Source organism: Oscillibacter valericigenes (assembly GCF_021531435.1).
Lineage (GTDB): Bacteria > Bacillota > Clostridia > Oscillospirales > Oscillospiraceae > Oscillibacter > Oscillibacter valericigenes_B.
In genome coordinates this window covers 86,966-103,381 of the sequence record NZ_JAFBIS010000007.1, presented here as the reverse complement: position 1 = coordinate 103,381, position 16,416 = coordinate 86,966, and the positions used below count along the sequence as shown (strand labels likewise).

Annotated in this window: 16 protein-coding genes and 1 pseudogene; 14 read left to right on the top strand and 3 right to left on the bottom strand. The window is 60.7% G+C overall.

The window, feature by feature from the left end; all coding sequences use genetic code 11:
* Positions 1–8 precede the first annotated feature (8 nt).
* From JQM68_RS05730 to JQM68_RS05720, 3 genes are all read left to right on the top strand, one after another.
* A complete protein-coding gene (locus tag JQM68_RS05730) occupies positions 9–1,451 on the top strand; it encodes a xylulokinase (RefSeq protein ID WP_235222033.1) in 1,443 nt (480 codons plus the stop codon).
* A gap of 126 nt (positions 1,452–1,577) precedes the next feature.
* Positions 1,578–2,738, top strand: coding sequence for a UDP-galactopyranose mutase (glf, locus tag JQM68_RS05725; protein WP_235222056.1), 1,161 nt, complete (start codon positions 1,578–1,580; stop codon positions 2,736–2,738).
* Complete coding sequence (locus JQM68_RS05720; RefSeq protein WP_235222032.1) at positions 2,735–3,745, top strand: glycosyltransferase family 2 protein; 1,011 nt, start codon at positions 2,735–2,737, stop codon at positions 3,743–3,745. The genes glf and JQM68_RS05720 overlap by 4 nt, the downstream gene beginning before the upstream one ends.
* A gap of 50 nt (positions 3,746–3,795) precedes the next feature.
* On the opposite strand, the gene JQM68_RS05715 is transcribed toward JQM68_RS05720, so the two are convergent.
* A complete protein-coding gene (locus JQM68_RS05715; RefSeq protein ID WP_235222031.1) occupies positions 3,796–4,281 on the bottom strand; it encodes a nucleoside deaminase in 486 nt (161 codons plus the stop codon).
* Between the two features lie 249 nt (positions 4,282–4,530).
* Between JQM68_RS05715 and JQM68_RS05710 the strand changes: the two are divergent.
* The 5 genes and pseudogenes from JQM68_RS05710 to JQM68_RS05695 all read left to right on the top strand — a co-directional run bounded on the left by JQM68_RS05710 (position 4,531) and on the right by JQM68_RS05695 (position 7,839).
* Positions 4,531–5,976: pseudogene (locus JQM68_RS05710) on the top strand (circularly permuted type 2 ATP-grasp protein).
* On the top strand, positions 5,958–6,539 hold the full coding sequence (locus JQM68_RS05705; RefSeq protein WP_235222030.1) for an alpha-E domain-containing protein: 582 nt from the start codon (positions 5,958–5,960) through the stop codon (positions 6,537–6,539). The pseudogene JQM68_RS05710 and the gene JQM68_RS05705 overlap by 19 nt, the downstream one beginning before the upstream one ends.
* Complete coding sequence (locus JQM68_RS13740) at positions 6,508–6,642, top strand: hypothetical protein (protein ID WP_268821424.1); 135 nt, start codon at positions 6,508–6,510, stop codon at positions 6,640–6,642. The genes JQM68_RS05705 and JQM68_RS13740 overlap by 32 nt, the downstream gene beginning before the upstream one ends.
* Positions 6,639–7,577: a M14 family metallopeptidase gene (locus JQM68_RS05700; RefSeq protein ID WP_235222029.1), complete on the top strand. Its 939-nt coding sequence runs from the start codon at positions 6,639–6,641 to the stop codon at positions 7,575–7,577. Before JQM68_RS13740 ends, JQM68_RS05700 begins: the two co-directional genes overlap by 4 nt.
* 58 nt (positions 7,578–7,635) lie before the next feature.
* Positions 7,636–7,839, top strand: coding sequence for a hypothetical protein (locus tag JQM68_RS05695; RefSeq protein WP_235222028.1), 204 nt, complete (start codon positions 7,636–7,638; stop codon positions 7,837–7,839).
* A 54-nt stretch (positions 7,840–7,893) separates the two neighbouring features.
* On the opposite strand, the gene JQM68_RS05690 is transcribed toward JQM68_RS05695, so the two are convergent.
* On the bottom strand, positions 7,894–9,189 hold the full coding sequence (locus JQM68_RS05690) for a cation:proton antiporter (RefSeq protein WP_235222027.1): 1,296 nt from the start codon (positions 9,187–9,189) through the stop codon (positions 7,894–7,896).
* 479 nt (positions 9,190–9,668) lie between these two features.
* Here JQM68_RS05690 and thiD point away from each other — a divergent pair, with 479 nt between their 5' ends.
* From thiD to JQM68_RS05665, 5 genes are read left to right on the top strand one after another with little or no spacing between them, the layout of a single operon-like run.
* Complete coding sequence (thiD, locus tag JQM68_RS05685) at positions 9,669–10,475, top strand: bifunctional hydroxymethylpyrimidine kinase/phosphomethylpyrimidine kinase (RefSeq protein WP_235222026.1); 807 nt, start codon at positions 9,669–9,671, stop codon at positions 10,473–10,475.
* Position 10,476: 1 nt separating this feature from the next.
* The gene (gene tenA, locus JQM68_RS05680) at positions 10,477–11,142 is read left to right on the top strand and encodes a thiaminase II (protein ID WP_235222025.1); all 666 of its coding nucleotides are present in this window, start codon (positions 10,477–10,479) and stop codon (positions 11,140–11,142) included.
* 2 nt (positions 11,143–11,144) lie between these two features.
* Entirely contained in the window at positions 11,145–11,900 is a 756-nt protein-coding gene (locus tag JQM68_RS05675) for an ABC transporter ATP-binding protein (protein WP_235222055.1), read from the top strand.
* Positions 11,897–12,655 (top strand): ABC transporter permease, encoded by a 759-nt coding sequence (locus tag JQM68_RS05670; RefSeq protein ID WP_235222024.1) that lies wholly within the window; start codon positions 11,897–11,899, stop codon positions 12,653–12,655. The genes JQM68_RS05675 and JQM68_RS05670 overlap by 4 nt, the downstream gene beginning before the upstream one ends.
* Positions 12,656–12,683: 28 nt before the next feature.
* The gene (locus JQM68_RS05665; protein ID WP_235222023.1) at positions 12,684–13,715 is read left to right on the top strand and encodes an ABC transporter substrate-binding protein; all 1,032 of its coding nucleotides are present in this window, start codon (positions 12,684–12,686) and stop codon (positions 13,713–13,715) included.
* 91 nt (positions 13,716–13,806) lie between these two features.
* Here JQM68_RS05665 and JQM68_RS05660 read toward each other — a convergent pair whose 3' ends face one another.
* On the bottom strand, positions 13,807–14,763 hold the full coding sequence (locus JQM68_RS05660; protein WP_235222022.1) for a LysR family transcriptional regulator: 957 nt from the start codon (positions 14,761–14,763) through the stop codon (positions 13,807–13,809).
* A gap of 574 nt (positions 14,764–15,337) precedes the next feature.
* Between JQM68_RS05660 and gap the strand changes: the two genes are divergently transcribed.
* Positions 15,338–16,363, top strand: a complete 1,026-nt coding sequence (gene gap / locus JQM68_RS05655; RefSeq protein WP_235222021.1) for a type I glyceraldehyde-3-phosphate dehydrogenase — start codon at positions 15,338–15,340, stop codon at positions 16,361–16,363.
* Positions 16,364–16,416 lie beyond the last annotated feature (53 nt).

Sequence of the window (16,416 nt, the reverse complement as noted above, 5' to 3'; positions counted from 1 at the left end):
GAAACCATATGACATACATCGCCGCATTTGACGCGGGCACCACCGCTGTCAAGGGCACACTGGTCAATGAAGCGGGGGAGGCCGTTCTCTCCCGCTCCGTGGAATTGTCCACTCTCTGCCATGACGGGTTTCAGGACCAGGCACCCCAGGACTGGTGGGCGGCTTTCTGCGAAATTTCCCGGCAGTTCACCGGAGATGTCCCCGCGGAGGACATTCAGGGCATTATCATGAGCGGGCAGATGCAGGATCTGATCCCTTTGGATGAGAATTTGGACCCGGTCTGCCCCGCCATCCTCTACTCCGATGGCCGGGCAGAGGCCCAGGCCGCCGCGCTGGAAGAAGCCGTGGGCGGCGAATACTTCCTGCACACCACCGGGAACCGCTGCGACGGCTCCCTGTCCCTGCCCAAGCTGATGTGGCTGAAGGAGCACCGCCCGGAGCTGTACGCCCGGACGGTCCACATCCTCATCAGCTCCAAGGACTTTCTTGTTGCCCGGCTCACCGGCGTCTGCGCCGGGGATGTGACCGCCTGCGCCACGGCGGGAGCCATGGACATCCGCCGCAAGTGCTGGGATGAAAGGCTCCTGTCCGCCGCCGGGGTGGACGCAAAGCTGTTCCCCACGCTGTACCAGCCCCACCGGCAGGTGGGGACTGTTCTCCCGGAGGCGGCCGCTGCCTGCGGCTACCGGGCCGGGACAGCGGTGTTCGCCGGCATCGGCGACGCCGGGGCCACCACCCTCGCCAGCGGCATCCGCCGGCCGGGGCAGTACAACATCAACCTGGGCACCTCCGGCTGGGTGGCGACGGTATCGGATGACATTCTGCTGACGGAGGCGGGGGTCTTTAACCTGGCCGCCGCGTCGGAGGGCTGCTACATCAACGTGGTGCCCTTCCTCAACGCAGGCAATGTCCACAAGTGGATCGCCGGGGTGCTGGGACGGAAGGACGGTGCGCCGGACTATGGGGCGGTCAGCGCCCTTTTGGAGCAAAGCGCCCCCGGCAGCCACGGCGTGCTGTTTCTGCCTTACCTTGTGGGCGAGCGGTTTCCTGTGCTGGACCCGGACGCCCGGGGCTGCTTCTTCGGTATGACGGCGGAGACCTCCACCTCCGACCTGGCCCGGGCCTCGCTGGAGGGCGTGGCCTTTTCCCTGCGGCAGGGTCTGGAGCAGTTCTCCGAACCGCCCGCGTCCATCTCCCTCATCGGCGGCGGCGGCCGGGAGGCCGTCTGGTGCCAGATCCTGGCGGATGTGCTGGGCCATGACATCACCGTGCTGGGGGATACGGAATTCCGGGCCGCGCGGACCCTGGCCGCCCTGACCCGGCAGGATGCGGACAGCCTTATTTCGGCGGAGGACGGAACCGTTTACCGCCCCCGCAGCGAATACCGGGCGCTGTACGATGCCCAGTACGCCCGCTATCGGAAGCTCTATCCCGCCCTGCGGGAAATTTGACATCGAAAAACAGCGGTTTGGCAAAAGTCAAACCGCTGTTTTTGCGCTCCGCAGAGGGAAATCGGGCGAATCTTGACAGAAATTGCCGGTGATTTTATAATTTATCTCTAAGAAACAATCGCATTCATCCGACAGAAAGAGGGAGTTCCTACGAGCAACGGCGGAACAGCGCATTACCAATATCTCGTCGTGGGCGCCGGGCTGTTCGGCGCGGCCTTTGCCCAGCAGGTCAGGGCGGCGGGCAAGTCCGTCCTGGTCATTGACCGGCGGAGTCATATCGGCGGCAATGTGTATACGGAGGAGATCGAGGGCATCCAGGTGCACCGTTACGGCGCCCATATTTTCCACACCAATGACCGCTCCGTCTGGGAATACGTGAACCGGTTCGCGGAGTTCAACCGCTATACCAACGCCCCGGTGGCGAATTACCGCGGCGAACTGTACTCCCTGCCCTTCAACATGTACACCTTCAACAAGCTGTGGGGCGTGGTCACGCCCCGGGAGGCCGAAGCGAAGATCAGGGAACAGCGGGAGGCGGCGGGCATCACGGAGCCGAAAAACCTGGAGGAGCAGGCCATCTCCCTGGTGGGCACGGACATCTATGAGCGATTGATCAAGGGTTACACGGAAAAACAGTGGGGGCGGCCCTGCAGTGAGCTTCCGTCCTTCATCATCAAGCGGCTGCCGGTGCGCTTCACCTTTGACAACAACTATTTCAACGCCCGCTACCAGGGCATCCCGGTGGGCGGCTACACCCGCATGGTGGAAAGGATGCTGGACGGCGTGGAGGTCCGGCTGAACGTGGACTACCTCCAGCACAAAGCCGAGCTGGACGCCCTGGCGGACAGGGTGGTCTATACCGGCTCCGTGGACGCCTATTTTGATGACTGCTACGGCCCCCTGAGCTACCGCTCCGTGCGGTTTGAAACAGAAGTGCTGGATACGCCCAACTTCCAGGGCAATGCCGTGGTGAACTACACCGACCGGGAGACGCCCTTTACCCGGATCATTGAGCACAAGTTCTTTGAATTCGGCACCCAGCCGAAAACGGTGATCTCCCGGGAGTACAGCGCGGAGTGGCGCCCCGGCATGGAGCCTTATTATCCGGTCAACGACGAAAAAAACAGCGCCCTGTATGAACAATACAAGGCGCTGGCGGACCGGGAGCGGAAGACCGTTTTCGGCGGACGGCTGGGAGAGTACCGCTACTACGATATGGACGCGGTGCTGCTGTCCGCTTTGCAGCTGGCGGAAAAAGAACTGGGCAAAGAGGGGGAACAAGCGTGAAACTGCTGACGGTGACGGTGCCCTGCTACAACTCCCAGGACTACATGCGGCACTGTATCGAGAGCCTGCTCCCCGGCGGAGAGCGGGTGGAGATCCTCATCATCGACGACGGGTCCAAAGACGATACCGGGCGCATCGCGGATGAGTATGCCGAAAAGTATCCCACCATCGTCCGGGTCATCCACCAGGAAAACGGCGGCCACGGCGAGGGCATCAACCAGGGCCTGCGGCACGCTGCGGGCACCTATTTCAAAGTGGTGGACAGCGACGACTGGCTGAGCGATGATTTCCCGGCGTTTCTGGACCTGCTGGAGCAGTGCGAGGCCCGGGGAGGCGTGGATCTGGCGGTCACCAATTACTACTACGTTCATTCCGACGGGATCGGGGACCGCTCCATCAATTATTCCAGCGTTCTGCCGGAGGGCCGCGTTTTTACATGGGCGGATACGAGGCCCTTCCGCATCCACCAGATGCTGACCATCCACAGCTGCACCTTCCGGACGGAAAACATGCGCAAATGGGGCTGCGAGCTCCCAAAGCACACATTTTATGAGGACAATCTGATGGTCTACCTGACGCTGCCCCACACCCGGAGGATGGTCTACATGAACGCCGACCTGTACCGCTATGCCATCGGCCGGCCGGACCAGTCCGTGCAGCGGACGGTGATGATGAAGCGCTACCACCACCAGATTTTGGTGACGGAGCGGTGCTTTACCTCCTGCCATCTGGATGATATTCAGGAGCCGCGCCTGAAGCGGTACATGCGGCATGAGCTGTTTGTGATGTTCGGCATCGCCATCTTATTCACCCGGCTGAACAGGACCGTGGAGACGGACGCGGCCCTGGAGCGGATGTGGGAAACCTGCATGGCATTCGACCCCAAATGGGGCGGGTATTTCCGGAACCGCTCTCCGCTGCGGTTTATCTGTCTGCCGGGCAGGTTCGGACAGAATGTTTCCGGCCTTGTTTACAAGCTGGCGAACAAAGTCGTGCGGTTCAATTGAAGAAATGAGAGAATACCGGCCTTTTGGACGCTCCAAAAGGCCGGTATGTTTCAATGGTTCCAGAACCCTTTGTGGACTTCGGCGGCCTCCTGCTCCAGGGCGGGGAACGGCCCGATCACCCGGATGTCCTTCTGCCCCCTTGCGAATACGTCCCGGCAGGGCAGGTCAAAGGTGGGATTCTGCTCGTCGCTGCCGGTCAGCTCCAGAAGGCGCTTTTCCGTCATGGCGTACACCACCCGGCCGATATTGGCCCAGTAGATGGCGCCGGAACACATGGCGCAGGGCTCCGCTGTGGTGTACAGCGTGCATTTCCAGAGGAATTCCTTTGAGTAGATGTGGGAGGCCCTGGCGGCCAGCGCGGTCTCGGCGTGGCCTGTGCAGATGTTTTCCGTGATCTCGATGTTCCCCTGCTCCAGCAGGATGCTGCCGTCTTCGTCCGTCAGCAGCGCGCCGAAGGGGGTGTTCCCGCCGGCACGGGCCATCCGGGAAAGCTCAATGCACCGTTTCAGGTAGAATTCGTGGGGCTGGTAACGCATTGCAAAAACTCCTTTACTAAATTTTGGAAATCAAAAAAAGAGACTACCGGCGTGCCGTTCGTATCAGAAACAGCGAAAACCTTGTAGTCTCTTTTAAGTCAGACAGACTGATCGACTTGTCGGGACGACTATATCAAAAATTGCGGGCCAGTGCAAGGCTTTTTGCAAGAAATATCCCCGCCCGGAAGAACGGCGGGGAGGAACGCACAAAAAAGCCGGGCGGTCGGCGGCGAATATTCGTCATTAGGGATGTTTTCCCGCCTCCGTTCCCGGTTTTTCTTGACGGAATCCCGTATCCCGCCTATAATGAACTCATTCAGAAGCATGGCAACGGCGCCGAGAGGTGCCGCTGCCATGCTTTTTTGCGAGGAGGGTGTGTGGATGAATGATTTGATTCGGCATGAGCGGCAGATCAACCAGCAGCTCGGGCGGTACGGTGTGAAATTCGGCATCTATAAAAACGGCGAATTCCACGAGCGGCTGTTCCCCTTTGACACGATCCCCCGTGTCATTACGGCCCGGGAGTGGGAGAGCCTGGAAAAGGGCCTGATCCAGCGGGTCAGGGCGCTGAATCTGTTTTTAAAGGACGTCTAGGGGGAGAAGCGCATCATCGCCGACGGCGTGGTGCCGGAGGATTTCGTGTACCGCTCTCCCGGCTATCTGCCCCAGTGCGAGGGCATCCTCCCGGTAAAGGGCGTGTACAGCCACATCTCCGGCATCGACCTGGTCAAGGGGAAGGACGGTGTGTGGTACATTCTGGAGGACAACCTCCGCATTCCCTCCGGCGCATCCTATCCGCTGATCGCCCGGGAGCTGTGCCGCCGGTGCAGCCCGGACACCTTCCGCCACAACGACGTTCTGGACAACCGGAATTACGGACAGCTCCTCCGCCGCACCATGGACAGTGTGAATACCGGCGGCATCAACGTGGTGTTTACGCCGGGGCGCTACAACGCCGCCTATTTTGAGCACTCCTATCTGGCGGAGCAGGCCGGGGCGGTGCTGGCGGAGGCCGGAGACCTGTACGTCCGGGACAGCGCCCTGTATTACCGCTCCACCCAGGGGGACCAGCGGGTGGGCGCCATCTACCGCCGGGTCTCCGACGAGTACATGGACCCGCTGACCTTTGAGGCCAGCTCCCTCATCGGCATCCCCAACCTGATGTCCGCCTACCGGGCGGGGAATGTGGCGGTGCTGAACGCCTTTGGCAACGGCGTGGCCGATGACAAGGGCGTCTACTACTTTGTGCCCAAGATGATCCGCTATTACCTGAATGAGGAGCCCATTCTCTGCAACGCGCCCACCTACCTGCCCTTCTATGAGGAGGACCGGAAGTACGTTTTGGAGCACATGGACACGCTGGTCATCAAGGATGTGGCGGAGGCCGGCGGCTACGGCGTGGCCTTCGGCAGCAAGCTGACGCGTGAGCAGCTTGATGACCTGAAGAACACCATTCTGGCCCAGCCCCGCCGGTTCATCGCCCAGGAGGTCATCGACTTCCAGGACCTGCCCATCATGGAGGGAGATGAACAGGTGGACCGCAAGGCGGACCTGCGGGCCTTCGTGCTCTCCGGTGCGGAGGACACCGTGGTGTGGCCCAGCGGCCTGACCCGGTTTTCCCGGAACCCGGACAGCTTTATCGTCAATTCTTCTCAGGGAGGAGGCTTTAAGGATACATGGATACTGTCACGCTGAGCAAACAAAACCGCCTGTTCTGGCTGGGGCGGTACGCCGAACGGGTCTACACCACCACCCAGTACATGATGAAGCAATACGACCGCCTCATCGACGGCGAAACGGTGGATTACGAAACATTCTGCCAGAAGATGGGTATTCCCTGCGCCTATGACAGCGGGGACGACTTCTGCCGCCGGTATCTCTTCGACAGCACATCTCCCTACTCCGTGCAGTCCGGCGTGGAGGCCATGCTGGGCAACGGCATGGTCCTGCGGGAGACCATCACCTCCCCCACCCTGGCCTATCTGCAGATGGCCCACTCAGCCATGGAGCTGGCTGCCCGCAGCGAGGCCCCCGGCGTGGAGCTGCAGTGGGTGCTGGACGACATCATGGCCTTCCGGGGCAGCTTCGACGACTCCGTGGAGGTGGAGACCGCCCATCGCCAGCAGCGACGGCTGCGTCTCCTTTGTCAATGCGCCCTGTTCGGGCATTTTTATCCCCGCCGTGGCCCACGCCTCCCATGTGGAGCAGGGGCAGGAACTGGGAGCCGTGGTGGACCCCCTGACGGGGGAGACCTGTGAGACGCTGAAAAGTCCGGCGTCGGGGCTGCTGTTCACTCTGCGGGAATACCCCGTGGTGTATGAGGGCTCCCTGATCGCCCGTATTCTGGGAGGCGGCGTATGAGAGAAGAAGTGTTATTTACCGTGGATACCCCGTACCGCCATTCCCTGCCTGTGAAGGGCTGGCGCTTTGGAGACCCGGAGAAAAAGAGCCTTGCCGTCATGGGCGCCCTCCGGGGCAACGAGGTCCAGCAGATGTATATCTGCGCCCAACTTATTCAGACTTTGGAGAAGCTGGAGCGGGACGGCCTGCTGTCCCCGGACTGCGGCATCCTGGTGGTGCCCTGTGCCAACCAGTTTTCCATGAATGTAGGCCGCCGGTTCTGGGCGGCGGACAACACGGACATCAACCGGATGTTCCCCGGCTATGACCAGGGGGAGACCACCCAGCGCATTGCCGCCCATATTTTTGCCGCCATTCAGGGCTACGCGTACGGCGTCCACCTCACCAGCTTCTATCTGCTCGGCGACCTGCTGCCCCATGTCCGCATTATGGAGACGGGCTACCAGCGGGAGGAAGAGGCACTGGCATTCGGCCTGCCCTACGTCCTCTTGCGGACGCCCCAGCCCTACGACACGACCACGCTGAACTACAACTGGCAGATCTGGGAGACACAGACGTTTTCCCTGTACACCCACGAGACGGACAGCATCGACCCGGACGCCGCCCGTCAGGCGGTGGAAGCGATTGTGCGGTTTCTGGCGGTCAAGGGACTGGTTCGCCGGGAAGCTCCGGCTTTGGAAAGCGCCCCTGTTCTGTTCCGGGAGGACCGCCTCCACAATGTGCTTTCGTCAACAGGCGGACTGCTGTTCTGCCGCCGCAAGCCGGGGGACGCGGTACAGGCGGGGGATGTGCTGGGCGATATTCTGGACCCCTGCACCTGCGCTGTGCTGGAGCAGCTCCGGGCGGACTGCCGGGGCCGGGTGTTTTTCCTCCACCGCGCCCAGCTCATCGACGGCCATGAGGTGGCGTTCCGCATCCTGCCGGACTCTGTGTAATTGAAAAAATGCCGGATACCATGCGCCTTTTCGGGCAGACTATGCCTGAGGTGATTTCATGGCGAAAAAAGGCATGGCCCGGCCGGACTGGACCCACACGCAGCCCCGCAACGACGCGCCCTCGGTCCCCCTCATCCAGGGAAAGGCCAAGCACGGCAAAGAGAAGGCGAAGCCCATCATCCCCGGCACCGGCGGCCCAGATATGAAAGTCTATCACGAATTGAAGGGCGACGGCTCCGTGGGAGATACCAGCCCGGAATAAAATACCGCCCCGCGCTGTTTGGCGCAGGGCGGTATTTTTGTGAAAGCGAACTCATTATTTGCTTTCCTTGCTCTTTTTCATCATCCGGCGGTTCCGCTCCAACAAGTCTGCGGACACGATATCCAACTGCTCCGCCTCCCGGTAGCGGTCTGCCAGGCCGTTCTCCCGCAGGGATTCCTGCGATTTGCCCCGGAACACCAGCTTCAGCAGGACAGGTGTCAGCACGGCGCAGCCCACCACGGTGATGATGACCGGCGTCATCAGAGCCTGGTCCAGGACTCCGATGGACATTCCCCGGTTGGCGACAATGAGGGCCACCTCGCCCCGGCAGGCCATACCCGCGCCAACCTGAACGCACTCCCGGCCGCTGAAGCCGCAGAGCTTCGCGCCCAGGCCGCAGCCGATGACCTTGGAGAGGATGGCGACCGCCAGAAGCAGCAGGGAGAACAGCACCAGTGCGGCGTTCAGTTCCGGCAGGACCGCCTTGATGCCGATGCTGGCGAAGAACACCGGCGCCAGCAGCAGATAGCTCAGCGGCTCAAACTTGGACTCGATGTACTTGGCCTTGGGCGTGGACGCCACCACCAATCCCGCCGCGAAAGCGCCGATGATGTCCGCGACGCCGAAGAATTCCTCGGCGCAGTAGGCCATCAGCAAACACAGCGCAAAGGCCAGCACCGGATAGCGCCGCAGGTTCTTTCCGCAAGCCCGGCCGATCATCCAGCGGAAGAAACGGATGGCAGCAAAGCCCACCGCAACGGCAAACACGAAGAACAGCACGATCTTCAGCAGCACCACCGGCAGGCTCACGCTCTCGCCCGCCAGGCTGGTGACCACCGTCAGGGCGATCAGACCTAGCACATCGTCGATCAGCGCCGCCGCCAAAATGGTACCGCCCACCTTGGTATCCAGCTTTCCAAGCTCCTTCAGGGTCTCCACGGTGATGCTGACGGAGGTAGCGGTCAGGATGGTGCCCAGGAATACGTCCTCCAGCAGGGTGTTCCCCGGCAGCCAGCCAGTCTTTCCCGCCAGCCATCCAAATGCCGTACCCATGGCCAGTGGCACCAGCACACCACACAGGGCCACCAGGAAGCCGGGCTTTCCGGCTGCCCGCAGCTCATTCAAATCGGTGCCCATACCGGCAGTAAACAGGATGACGATGACACCCAACTCGCTGAGCTGGGACAGAAACTCCGTCTCTGTGAGAATGTCCAGCATGGCGGGGCCCAGAATGAGGCCCGCCAGCAGCGCGCCCACTACCTGGGGCATCTGGAACCGGCGGGTCACCATCCCCAGCACCTTGGTGCTCAGCAAAATCAGCGCCAGATCCAGCAGATAATGATACGACATGGTCCAAGACTTCCTTTCCGATCAACAAACCATTTTTATCAGGGCTTACATTGTAGTTCTTCTGTTGAGATTTGCAAGTGAAAAACTGCACAAAAAGCTGTGAAAAACGTTTGCTTCAAATCTTGCCAAAGGCGGTAAAATCATCTTGACAGGGCATTTCCGCCGCATTAAAATAGATGCGCAAGGGAGTTCTCGGAAAGAGGGCTGAGAGGAGGGTGATTTCCCTCGACCTCACCTGATTTGGGTAATGCCAACGTAGGGATGCGACACGCTACATTTTTACGAGACACGGTGGACCCCCGGCGGTATTGGCCGCTGCGGGTCTTTTTTCATTCCGTGGCATTGCGCCGTTCTCCCCTTGTGGGCGAACGGCTTTTTGCTGTTTTCCCACCCGGCTGTGCCGGGAAACGCGGCGGATCGGGGGCACCACCTTCCGTCGCTCCATAAAAATAATGCTGAAACAAGAAAGGAGCATCACAATGAGAACAGCATTATCGATCGCTGGAAGCGATTCCAGCGGAGGCGCCGGTATCCAGGCAGACATCAAGACCATGACAGCCAATGGCGTATACGCCATGACCGCCGTGACCGCGCTGACTGCCCAGAACACGACCGGCGTCACAGACATCCTGGAGGCCACGCCCTCCTTTCTGGCAGCGGAGCTGGACGCCGTATTCACCGATATTTTCCCCGACGCGGTGAAGATCGGCATGGTCTCCTCTGCCGAGCTCATCACCGTCATCGCGGACAAGCTGACCCAGTACGGCGCCCGCCACATCGTGGTGGACCCGGTGATGGTGGCTACCTCCGGCTCCAAGCTGCTGCGGGACGACGCCATCGGCGCCCTGACGGATCGGCTGCTGCCCCTGGCGGAGGTCCTGACCCCCAACATTCCGGAGGCGGAAATTCTGGCGGACATGAAGATCGAGAGCCCCGCCGACATGGAGACCGCCGCCCGGACCATCAGCGAAAAGTACGGCTGTGCCGTGCTGTGCAAGGGCGGCCACGACCTCAACGACGCCAACGACCTGCTGTGGAAGGACGGCCGGGCCCGCTGGTTCAACGGCCGCCGCATCAACAACCCCAACACCCACGGCACCGGCTGCACCCTCTCCAGCGCCATCGCCTCCAATCTGGCGAAGGACATGGCGCTGGAGGACGCTGTGGAGCGGGCCAAGGCGTACATCTCCGGCGCACTGGGCGCCATGCTGGACCTGGGCCACGGCCGGGGCCCCATGAATCACCTCTTTGACCTGAAAAGCGAATACTGCGGGGAGGACGCCTGATATGAGCCAGTCTGTTTCCGAGCGGCTGCGCCAGGCGGCGGCCCCCATCTGGGAGAAATGCCTGCACCATCCCTTCGTCACCGCCATCGGCGACGGCACCCTTCCCGTGGAAAAATTCCAGTATTTCATGCTGCAGGATTACCTGTACCTCTTTGACTATGCCAAGGTCTTTGCCCTGGGCGTGGTCAAGGCCCAGGATAGGGCCCTGATGCAGACCTTTTCCCAGAATGTGAATGCCATTCTGAACGGCGAGATGAACATCCACCGGGCCTACATGCAGCGGCTGGGCATCACCGAGGAGCAGGTCTCCGCAGTGCAGCCCGCGCTGGACAATCTGTCCTATACCCATTACATGATGGCGGTGGCGGACATGGGCGGTCCCATGGAGATCGTGGCCTCCATCCTGGCCTGCTCCTGGAGCTATGCCGAGATCGGCCAGGCCTTGGCCAAGATCCCCGGCGCGGCGGACCATCCCTTCTACGGCGAGTGGATAAAGAGCTACGCCTCCGAGGACTACGCCGCCACCAACCAGGCCCTCATCGACTTGATGGACGAGCTGGCGGAGGGCGCCTCCGAAGCCCAGTTTGACCGTCTGGCGGAGATTTTTGTCAACTGCAGCCGCTATGAGCTGGGCTTCTGGGACATGGCCTGGGAGATGCGTCCATGAGCCTGCTGGAATTTGAGCACGTCTCCTACCAGTACCCCGGCGAGGACTTTGACATCATCGACGACCTGAGCTTTTCCGTGGAGCCCGGTTCCTTTCACTGCATCATCGGCGTCAGCGGCTGCGGCAAAAGCACCATTTTCCGCATGACCAACGGCCTTTTGCGGCCCAAATCCGGCACCATCCGGGTGGGCGGGAAGTCCATCGCGGAGCAGAAGCACTACTGCGGCTATATGCCCCAGAAGGACCTGCTGTTCCCCTGGCGGACCATCGGGGAGAACCTGGCCCTGCCCCTGGAGATCATGGGCGGGTATTCCCGTGCGGAGCGGCGGGAGCGCATCGACGACGCCCTGGCGGATGTGGGTCTGGAGGGCTGCCGGGACAAGATGCCCGACGAGCTCTCCGGCGGTATGCGCCAGCGGGCGGCCTTCGCCCGGACCATGCTCACCGGCAGCGACCTTCTGCTGCTGGACGAGCCCTTCTCCGCCCTGGACTTCCTCACCCGCATCTCCATGCAGGAGTGGCTCCTGGGCCAGTGGGAGAAACACAAAAAGACCATTCTCTTCATCACCCACGATGTGGAGGAGGCGGTGTTCCTCTCCGGCAGCGTCCTGGCGGTCACCAGCACGCCCATCCACGCCCTGACGGAAGTTCCCGTGCCCGCGGACTATCCCCGCACCCGGGAATGCCTGACCCATCCCGACATGGTGGCCCTGCGGGAGGACCTGATCAACGTTCTGAGAAAGCAGGTGGCGCCATGACGAAGCACGCCAACCGGGGCAACCTGCCAGCGGCCATCTTTTTGTTCTGCCTGCTGTTTTTGTGGCAGCTGGGCGCCATGAAGGTGAACGCCGCCTACATCCTGCCCACCCCCATCCAAATTCTGCAGCGGCTTTGGGAGCTGCGTGTCCCGCTGTTCACCGTCCACCTGCCCGCTACCATGGCGGTCACCGGCATCGGCCTGCTGATCTCCGTGATCCTGGGACTGGCCCTGGCGGTGGCGATGGACTGGAGTCCCCTGCTGCAAAAGTGCCTGTATCCTATCGTCGTGGCCTCCCAGACCATCCCCACCACCGCCATCGCGCCCCTGTTCGTGCTGTGGTTCGGCTACGGCATCTGGAGCAAGGTGCTGGTGACGGTGCTGATGACCTTCTTCCCCATCACCATTACCGTCTGTGACGGCTTCCGGGCCGCCAAGACGGAGATGAGCGAGCTTTTACAGACCTACGGCGCCACCAGGTGGGACATTTTTATGAAGATCAAGGTCCCCTGCGCCCTGCCCTATTTCTTCTCCGCCATCAAAATGGCGGTTCCCCTGAGCATCATCGGCGCCGCCATCGGCGAATGGCTGGGCGCCCAGAGCGGCCTGGGGTACTTCTCCCGCCGGATGATGACCCAGCTGGACGGCGCCGGCGTGTTCGCCCCCATCGTGCTTCTGAGCGTGGCGGCCATGCTGGTGGTGGCCCTGGTGGGGCTCATCGAAAACAAGGTCGTGAAGTGGCGGGGCGAGTCCTGAAAAGTTGTTTGCTCTTTGAAAAAATTATATGAATGGAGAATTTTCTGTGAAAAAATTGACTGCAATGCTGCTCTCCGCCCTGCTGTGCCTGTCCCTGCTGGCGGGCTGCGGCGGGAGCACTACCTCCGAAAAGACCGCTGAAAGCGGCGAGCTGCGGGAGCTGGACGTGGTGCTGGACTGGTATCCCAACGCCCTCCACGCCTTTTTGTACGAAGCGATTGACAAGGGTTACTACGCCGAGGAGGGCCTGAAGGTCAACATCCGCTTCCCCTCCAACACCAACGACGCCCTGTCCCTGGTGGCCGCCGGCAAGGCGGACATCGGCCTTTACTACCAGCATGACGTCATCCAGGCCCGGGCGGAGCAGGGCGTGCCGGTGAAGTCCATCGGCGCCGTGGTCCAGGGCCCCCTGAACATCATCCTGTCCCTGAAGGAGAAGAACATCACATCCCCTGCCGACCTGGTGGGCAAGACCGTGGGCTACGCGGGCACGGAGCTGTCCGAGGCGCTGGTCCGCAGCATCATGGAGAACGTGGGCGCGGATTACAGCGACGTGACCATGATCGACGTGGGCTTTGACCTGATGAGCTCCATGACCACCGGCAATGTGGACGCCACCATCGGCTGCCTCGTCAACCATGAGGTGCCCCAGATGGAGGAAGAGGGCTTCGAGGTCAACTGGTTCAGCCTGGACGACTACGGCGTGCCCACCAACTACGAGGGCGTGTTCGTGGCCAACGACGACGCCATCGAAAACGACAGCGAGACGCTGAAAGCCTTCCTGCGGGCTTCCGCCAAAGGCTTTGCCGATATGAAGGCCGACCCCGAGGAGGCCCTGCGCATCCTGCTGGAGAACCAGAACGAGGAGAACTTCCCCCTGTCCGAGACCGTGGAGCGCTCCAGCATCGGCGTGCTGCTGCCCATCATGGAGACGGAGGACGCCAGGTTCCTGTCCCAGTCCGACGCGTGCTGGCAGGAGAACATCGACTGGATGCTGGCCCAGGGGCTCATCAGCTCCGCGCCCGCTCTGGACGACGTCCGGGTCAACCTGGAGTTCTGACCGGCGCGTCATTTCCTGTAAAAAACAGCCATGGACCGCCCAATCGCGGCCCATGGCTGCTTTTTTGTCCTGCGGCAAAATGCCGGGAAACTCACATGTTCTTTGTGTCATCGGGGATCTGATACTCCGGTTCCCGCACCTGAAAGCGCGGGGTGTGGATCAGGTCCGCCTCAATGAAATCCCGGACATAGCGGATGAATTCCTGCACCGGCGCCGTCTGCAAATGCTGCCCCCGCTCCCAGACCAGGACATATTCCACCTGCTTCATCGGCTGGGTGATGACCTTCGAGACCACGTGGGCGTTCGGCGTGTAGGTGGTCTGGGGGAAGATGCTGATGCCCACATTCTGCTCCGCCAGGGCCACGGCGTCCATGTAGTTAGACATTTCGCACAGGATGCTTGGCTCCGCGCCGATGCCGGCAAACCACGCGCGGATGGCCTCCACACGGGACTTGCGGCGGGGGACGATCAGGGGCTGGCCTACAAGACTGGAAAGGGGCAGCTCAGCGCCCGGAACCGCGGCCAGCGGGTGGCTCCGGGAGATGATGGCGACCCAGGGCTCCCGCCCCACGGAGAAGCCGTCCAGATGCTCGATGTCGTAGGGAGCGGCAATGACGGCCAGATCCGCCAGCCCCCGGTGCAGCTGGTCCAGCACATCGTCGCTGCTGCCGTTCCACAGCTCATACCGGACCAGGGGGTATTCCTCCTGGAATCCGGCGATCCAGCGGGCCGCCAGATAGGGCGCCCGGCCCTCTACCATGCCGAGGCAGATCGTCCCGGAGAGCTCGTTTCCCAGAGAAGAGAGATCCCGCCGCGTTTTTTCCGAAAGCTCCATCATCTGAACGGCCCGCTGCAGCAGCAGCGTGCCCGCTTCGGTCAGCGTCAGCCGCCGCTTGCCGCGGATGAACAGCTGCACGCCCAGCTCTTCCTCCAGTGCCTTGATCTGGCTGCTGAGGGGAGGCTGGCTCATTTGCAGTTTTTCAGCGGCCCGGGTGAAGTTGAGCTCCTGTGCCACGGCAATAAAATATTGCAGAGAGCGGAAATCCATTGAAAGACCTTCTTTCCACCGTTTTCCGGATGATGCCTTATTATATCAAAATCGTATAGTAAATGCAATTTAATATGTATTTCACATTTTGCGAAAAAGGGTTTATCATCAGAATTGTTCCAAGGGAACGAGAGAACTTCCGGGAGACCAAGGAAAAGAGGCGAAAAGAAATGAAGAAGCTGTCCGTGATGCTGGAGTCTTATTATCACATGTTTGGTTAATACGATAGCCCGTGAGAGAACAAATGAAGGAGGCGAAAAGAAATGAAGAAGCTGTCCGTCATGCTGCAGTCTTACTACCATATGTTTGGCTGAGGATATGCAGGAAACGATCAGAGAGGAAAAAAATATGGATCATCCAAAGAGGTAGGCAGTATCCGTTCACGGTGCTGCCTGCCTTTCTGTTTATGCGGCAAGCGTTTGCGGCACGGGCAATCCGTTTATTTCCATAAAAATTTTTATATAAACATGCGTAAATTTTACGTAATAATAGTTAACTTTCCCGAAAACGGATGCTATAATTGGAACCATACCTGCGGTACCCCTGGCAAAATATGAGGTGGAGGAACAGTAACATGGCGATTAAAGTTGGCATCAACGGTTTTGGCCGGATCGGACGCGTGGCGCTGCGGATCATGGTGGAGCGGGGCTGCAACAGCTATCAGATCTGCGGCATCAACCTGCGCAACGCCGATCTTGACTACATGGTCTATCAGGTAAAATATGACTCCGTTTTCCGGACGTTCCAGGGCAGCGTGGAGCATGACGGCAAGAACCTGATCCTGAACGGCAAGAAGATCCGGGTATACAGCGAGAGCGACGCCTCCCAGCTCCATTGGGATGACTGCGGCGCGGAGTACATCATTGAATCCACCGGCGCTTACAACACCACGGAAAAAGCATCCGTCCACCTGGCGGGCGGCGCCAAAAAGGTGGTCATCTCCGCACCCTCCAAGGACGACTGCACGCCCACCTTTGTCATGGGTGTGAACCATAAAACCTATACGACGGAGATGGATGTGGTGTCCAACGCCTCCTGCACCACAAACTGCCTGGCGCCTATGACCAAGGTCATCCACGATACCTTCGGCATCAAGCAGGCGCTGATGAGCACCATCCACGCCGCCACCGCCAAGCAGAAGGCGGTGGACGCCCGCGCGGGCCGGGACTGGCGGACGGGCCGCAGCGTTCTGGGCAACATCATCCCCTCCACCACCGGCGCCGCCAAAGCCGTGGGCGAGGTCATCCCGGACCTGAAGGGCAAGATGACCGGCATGAGCTTCCGGGTGCCCACCAACGATGTGTCCGTGGTGGATCTGACGGCCCGACTCATCCAGCCGGCCAGCTACCATGATGTGTGCGTCGCCATGGAGAACGCCGCCCAGAACAGCATGAAGGGCATCATCACCTGCACCCGGGACCAGGTGGTCTCCTCCGACCTCACGGGATTTTCCGAGACCTGTATCTTCGACGAGACGGCGGGCATTATGCTGGATGACGATTTCGTGAAGCTCATCGCCTGGTACGACAACGAATGGGGCTACACGAACAAGCTGCTGGACCTGATCGCCTACATGTATGAGGTGGATCATCGGGCATAAGGCGAAAGACAGCGGGTAATTTTTCGGCGGATGTTAGAGCGGCGGGCGAATTC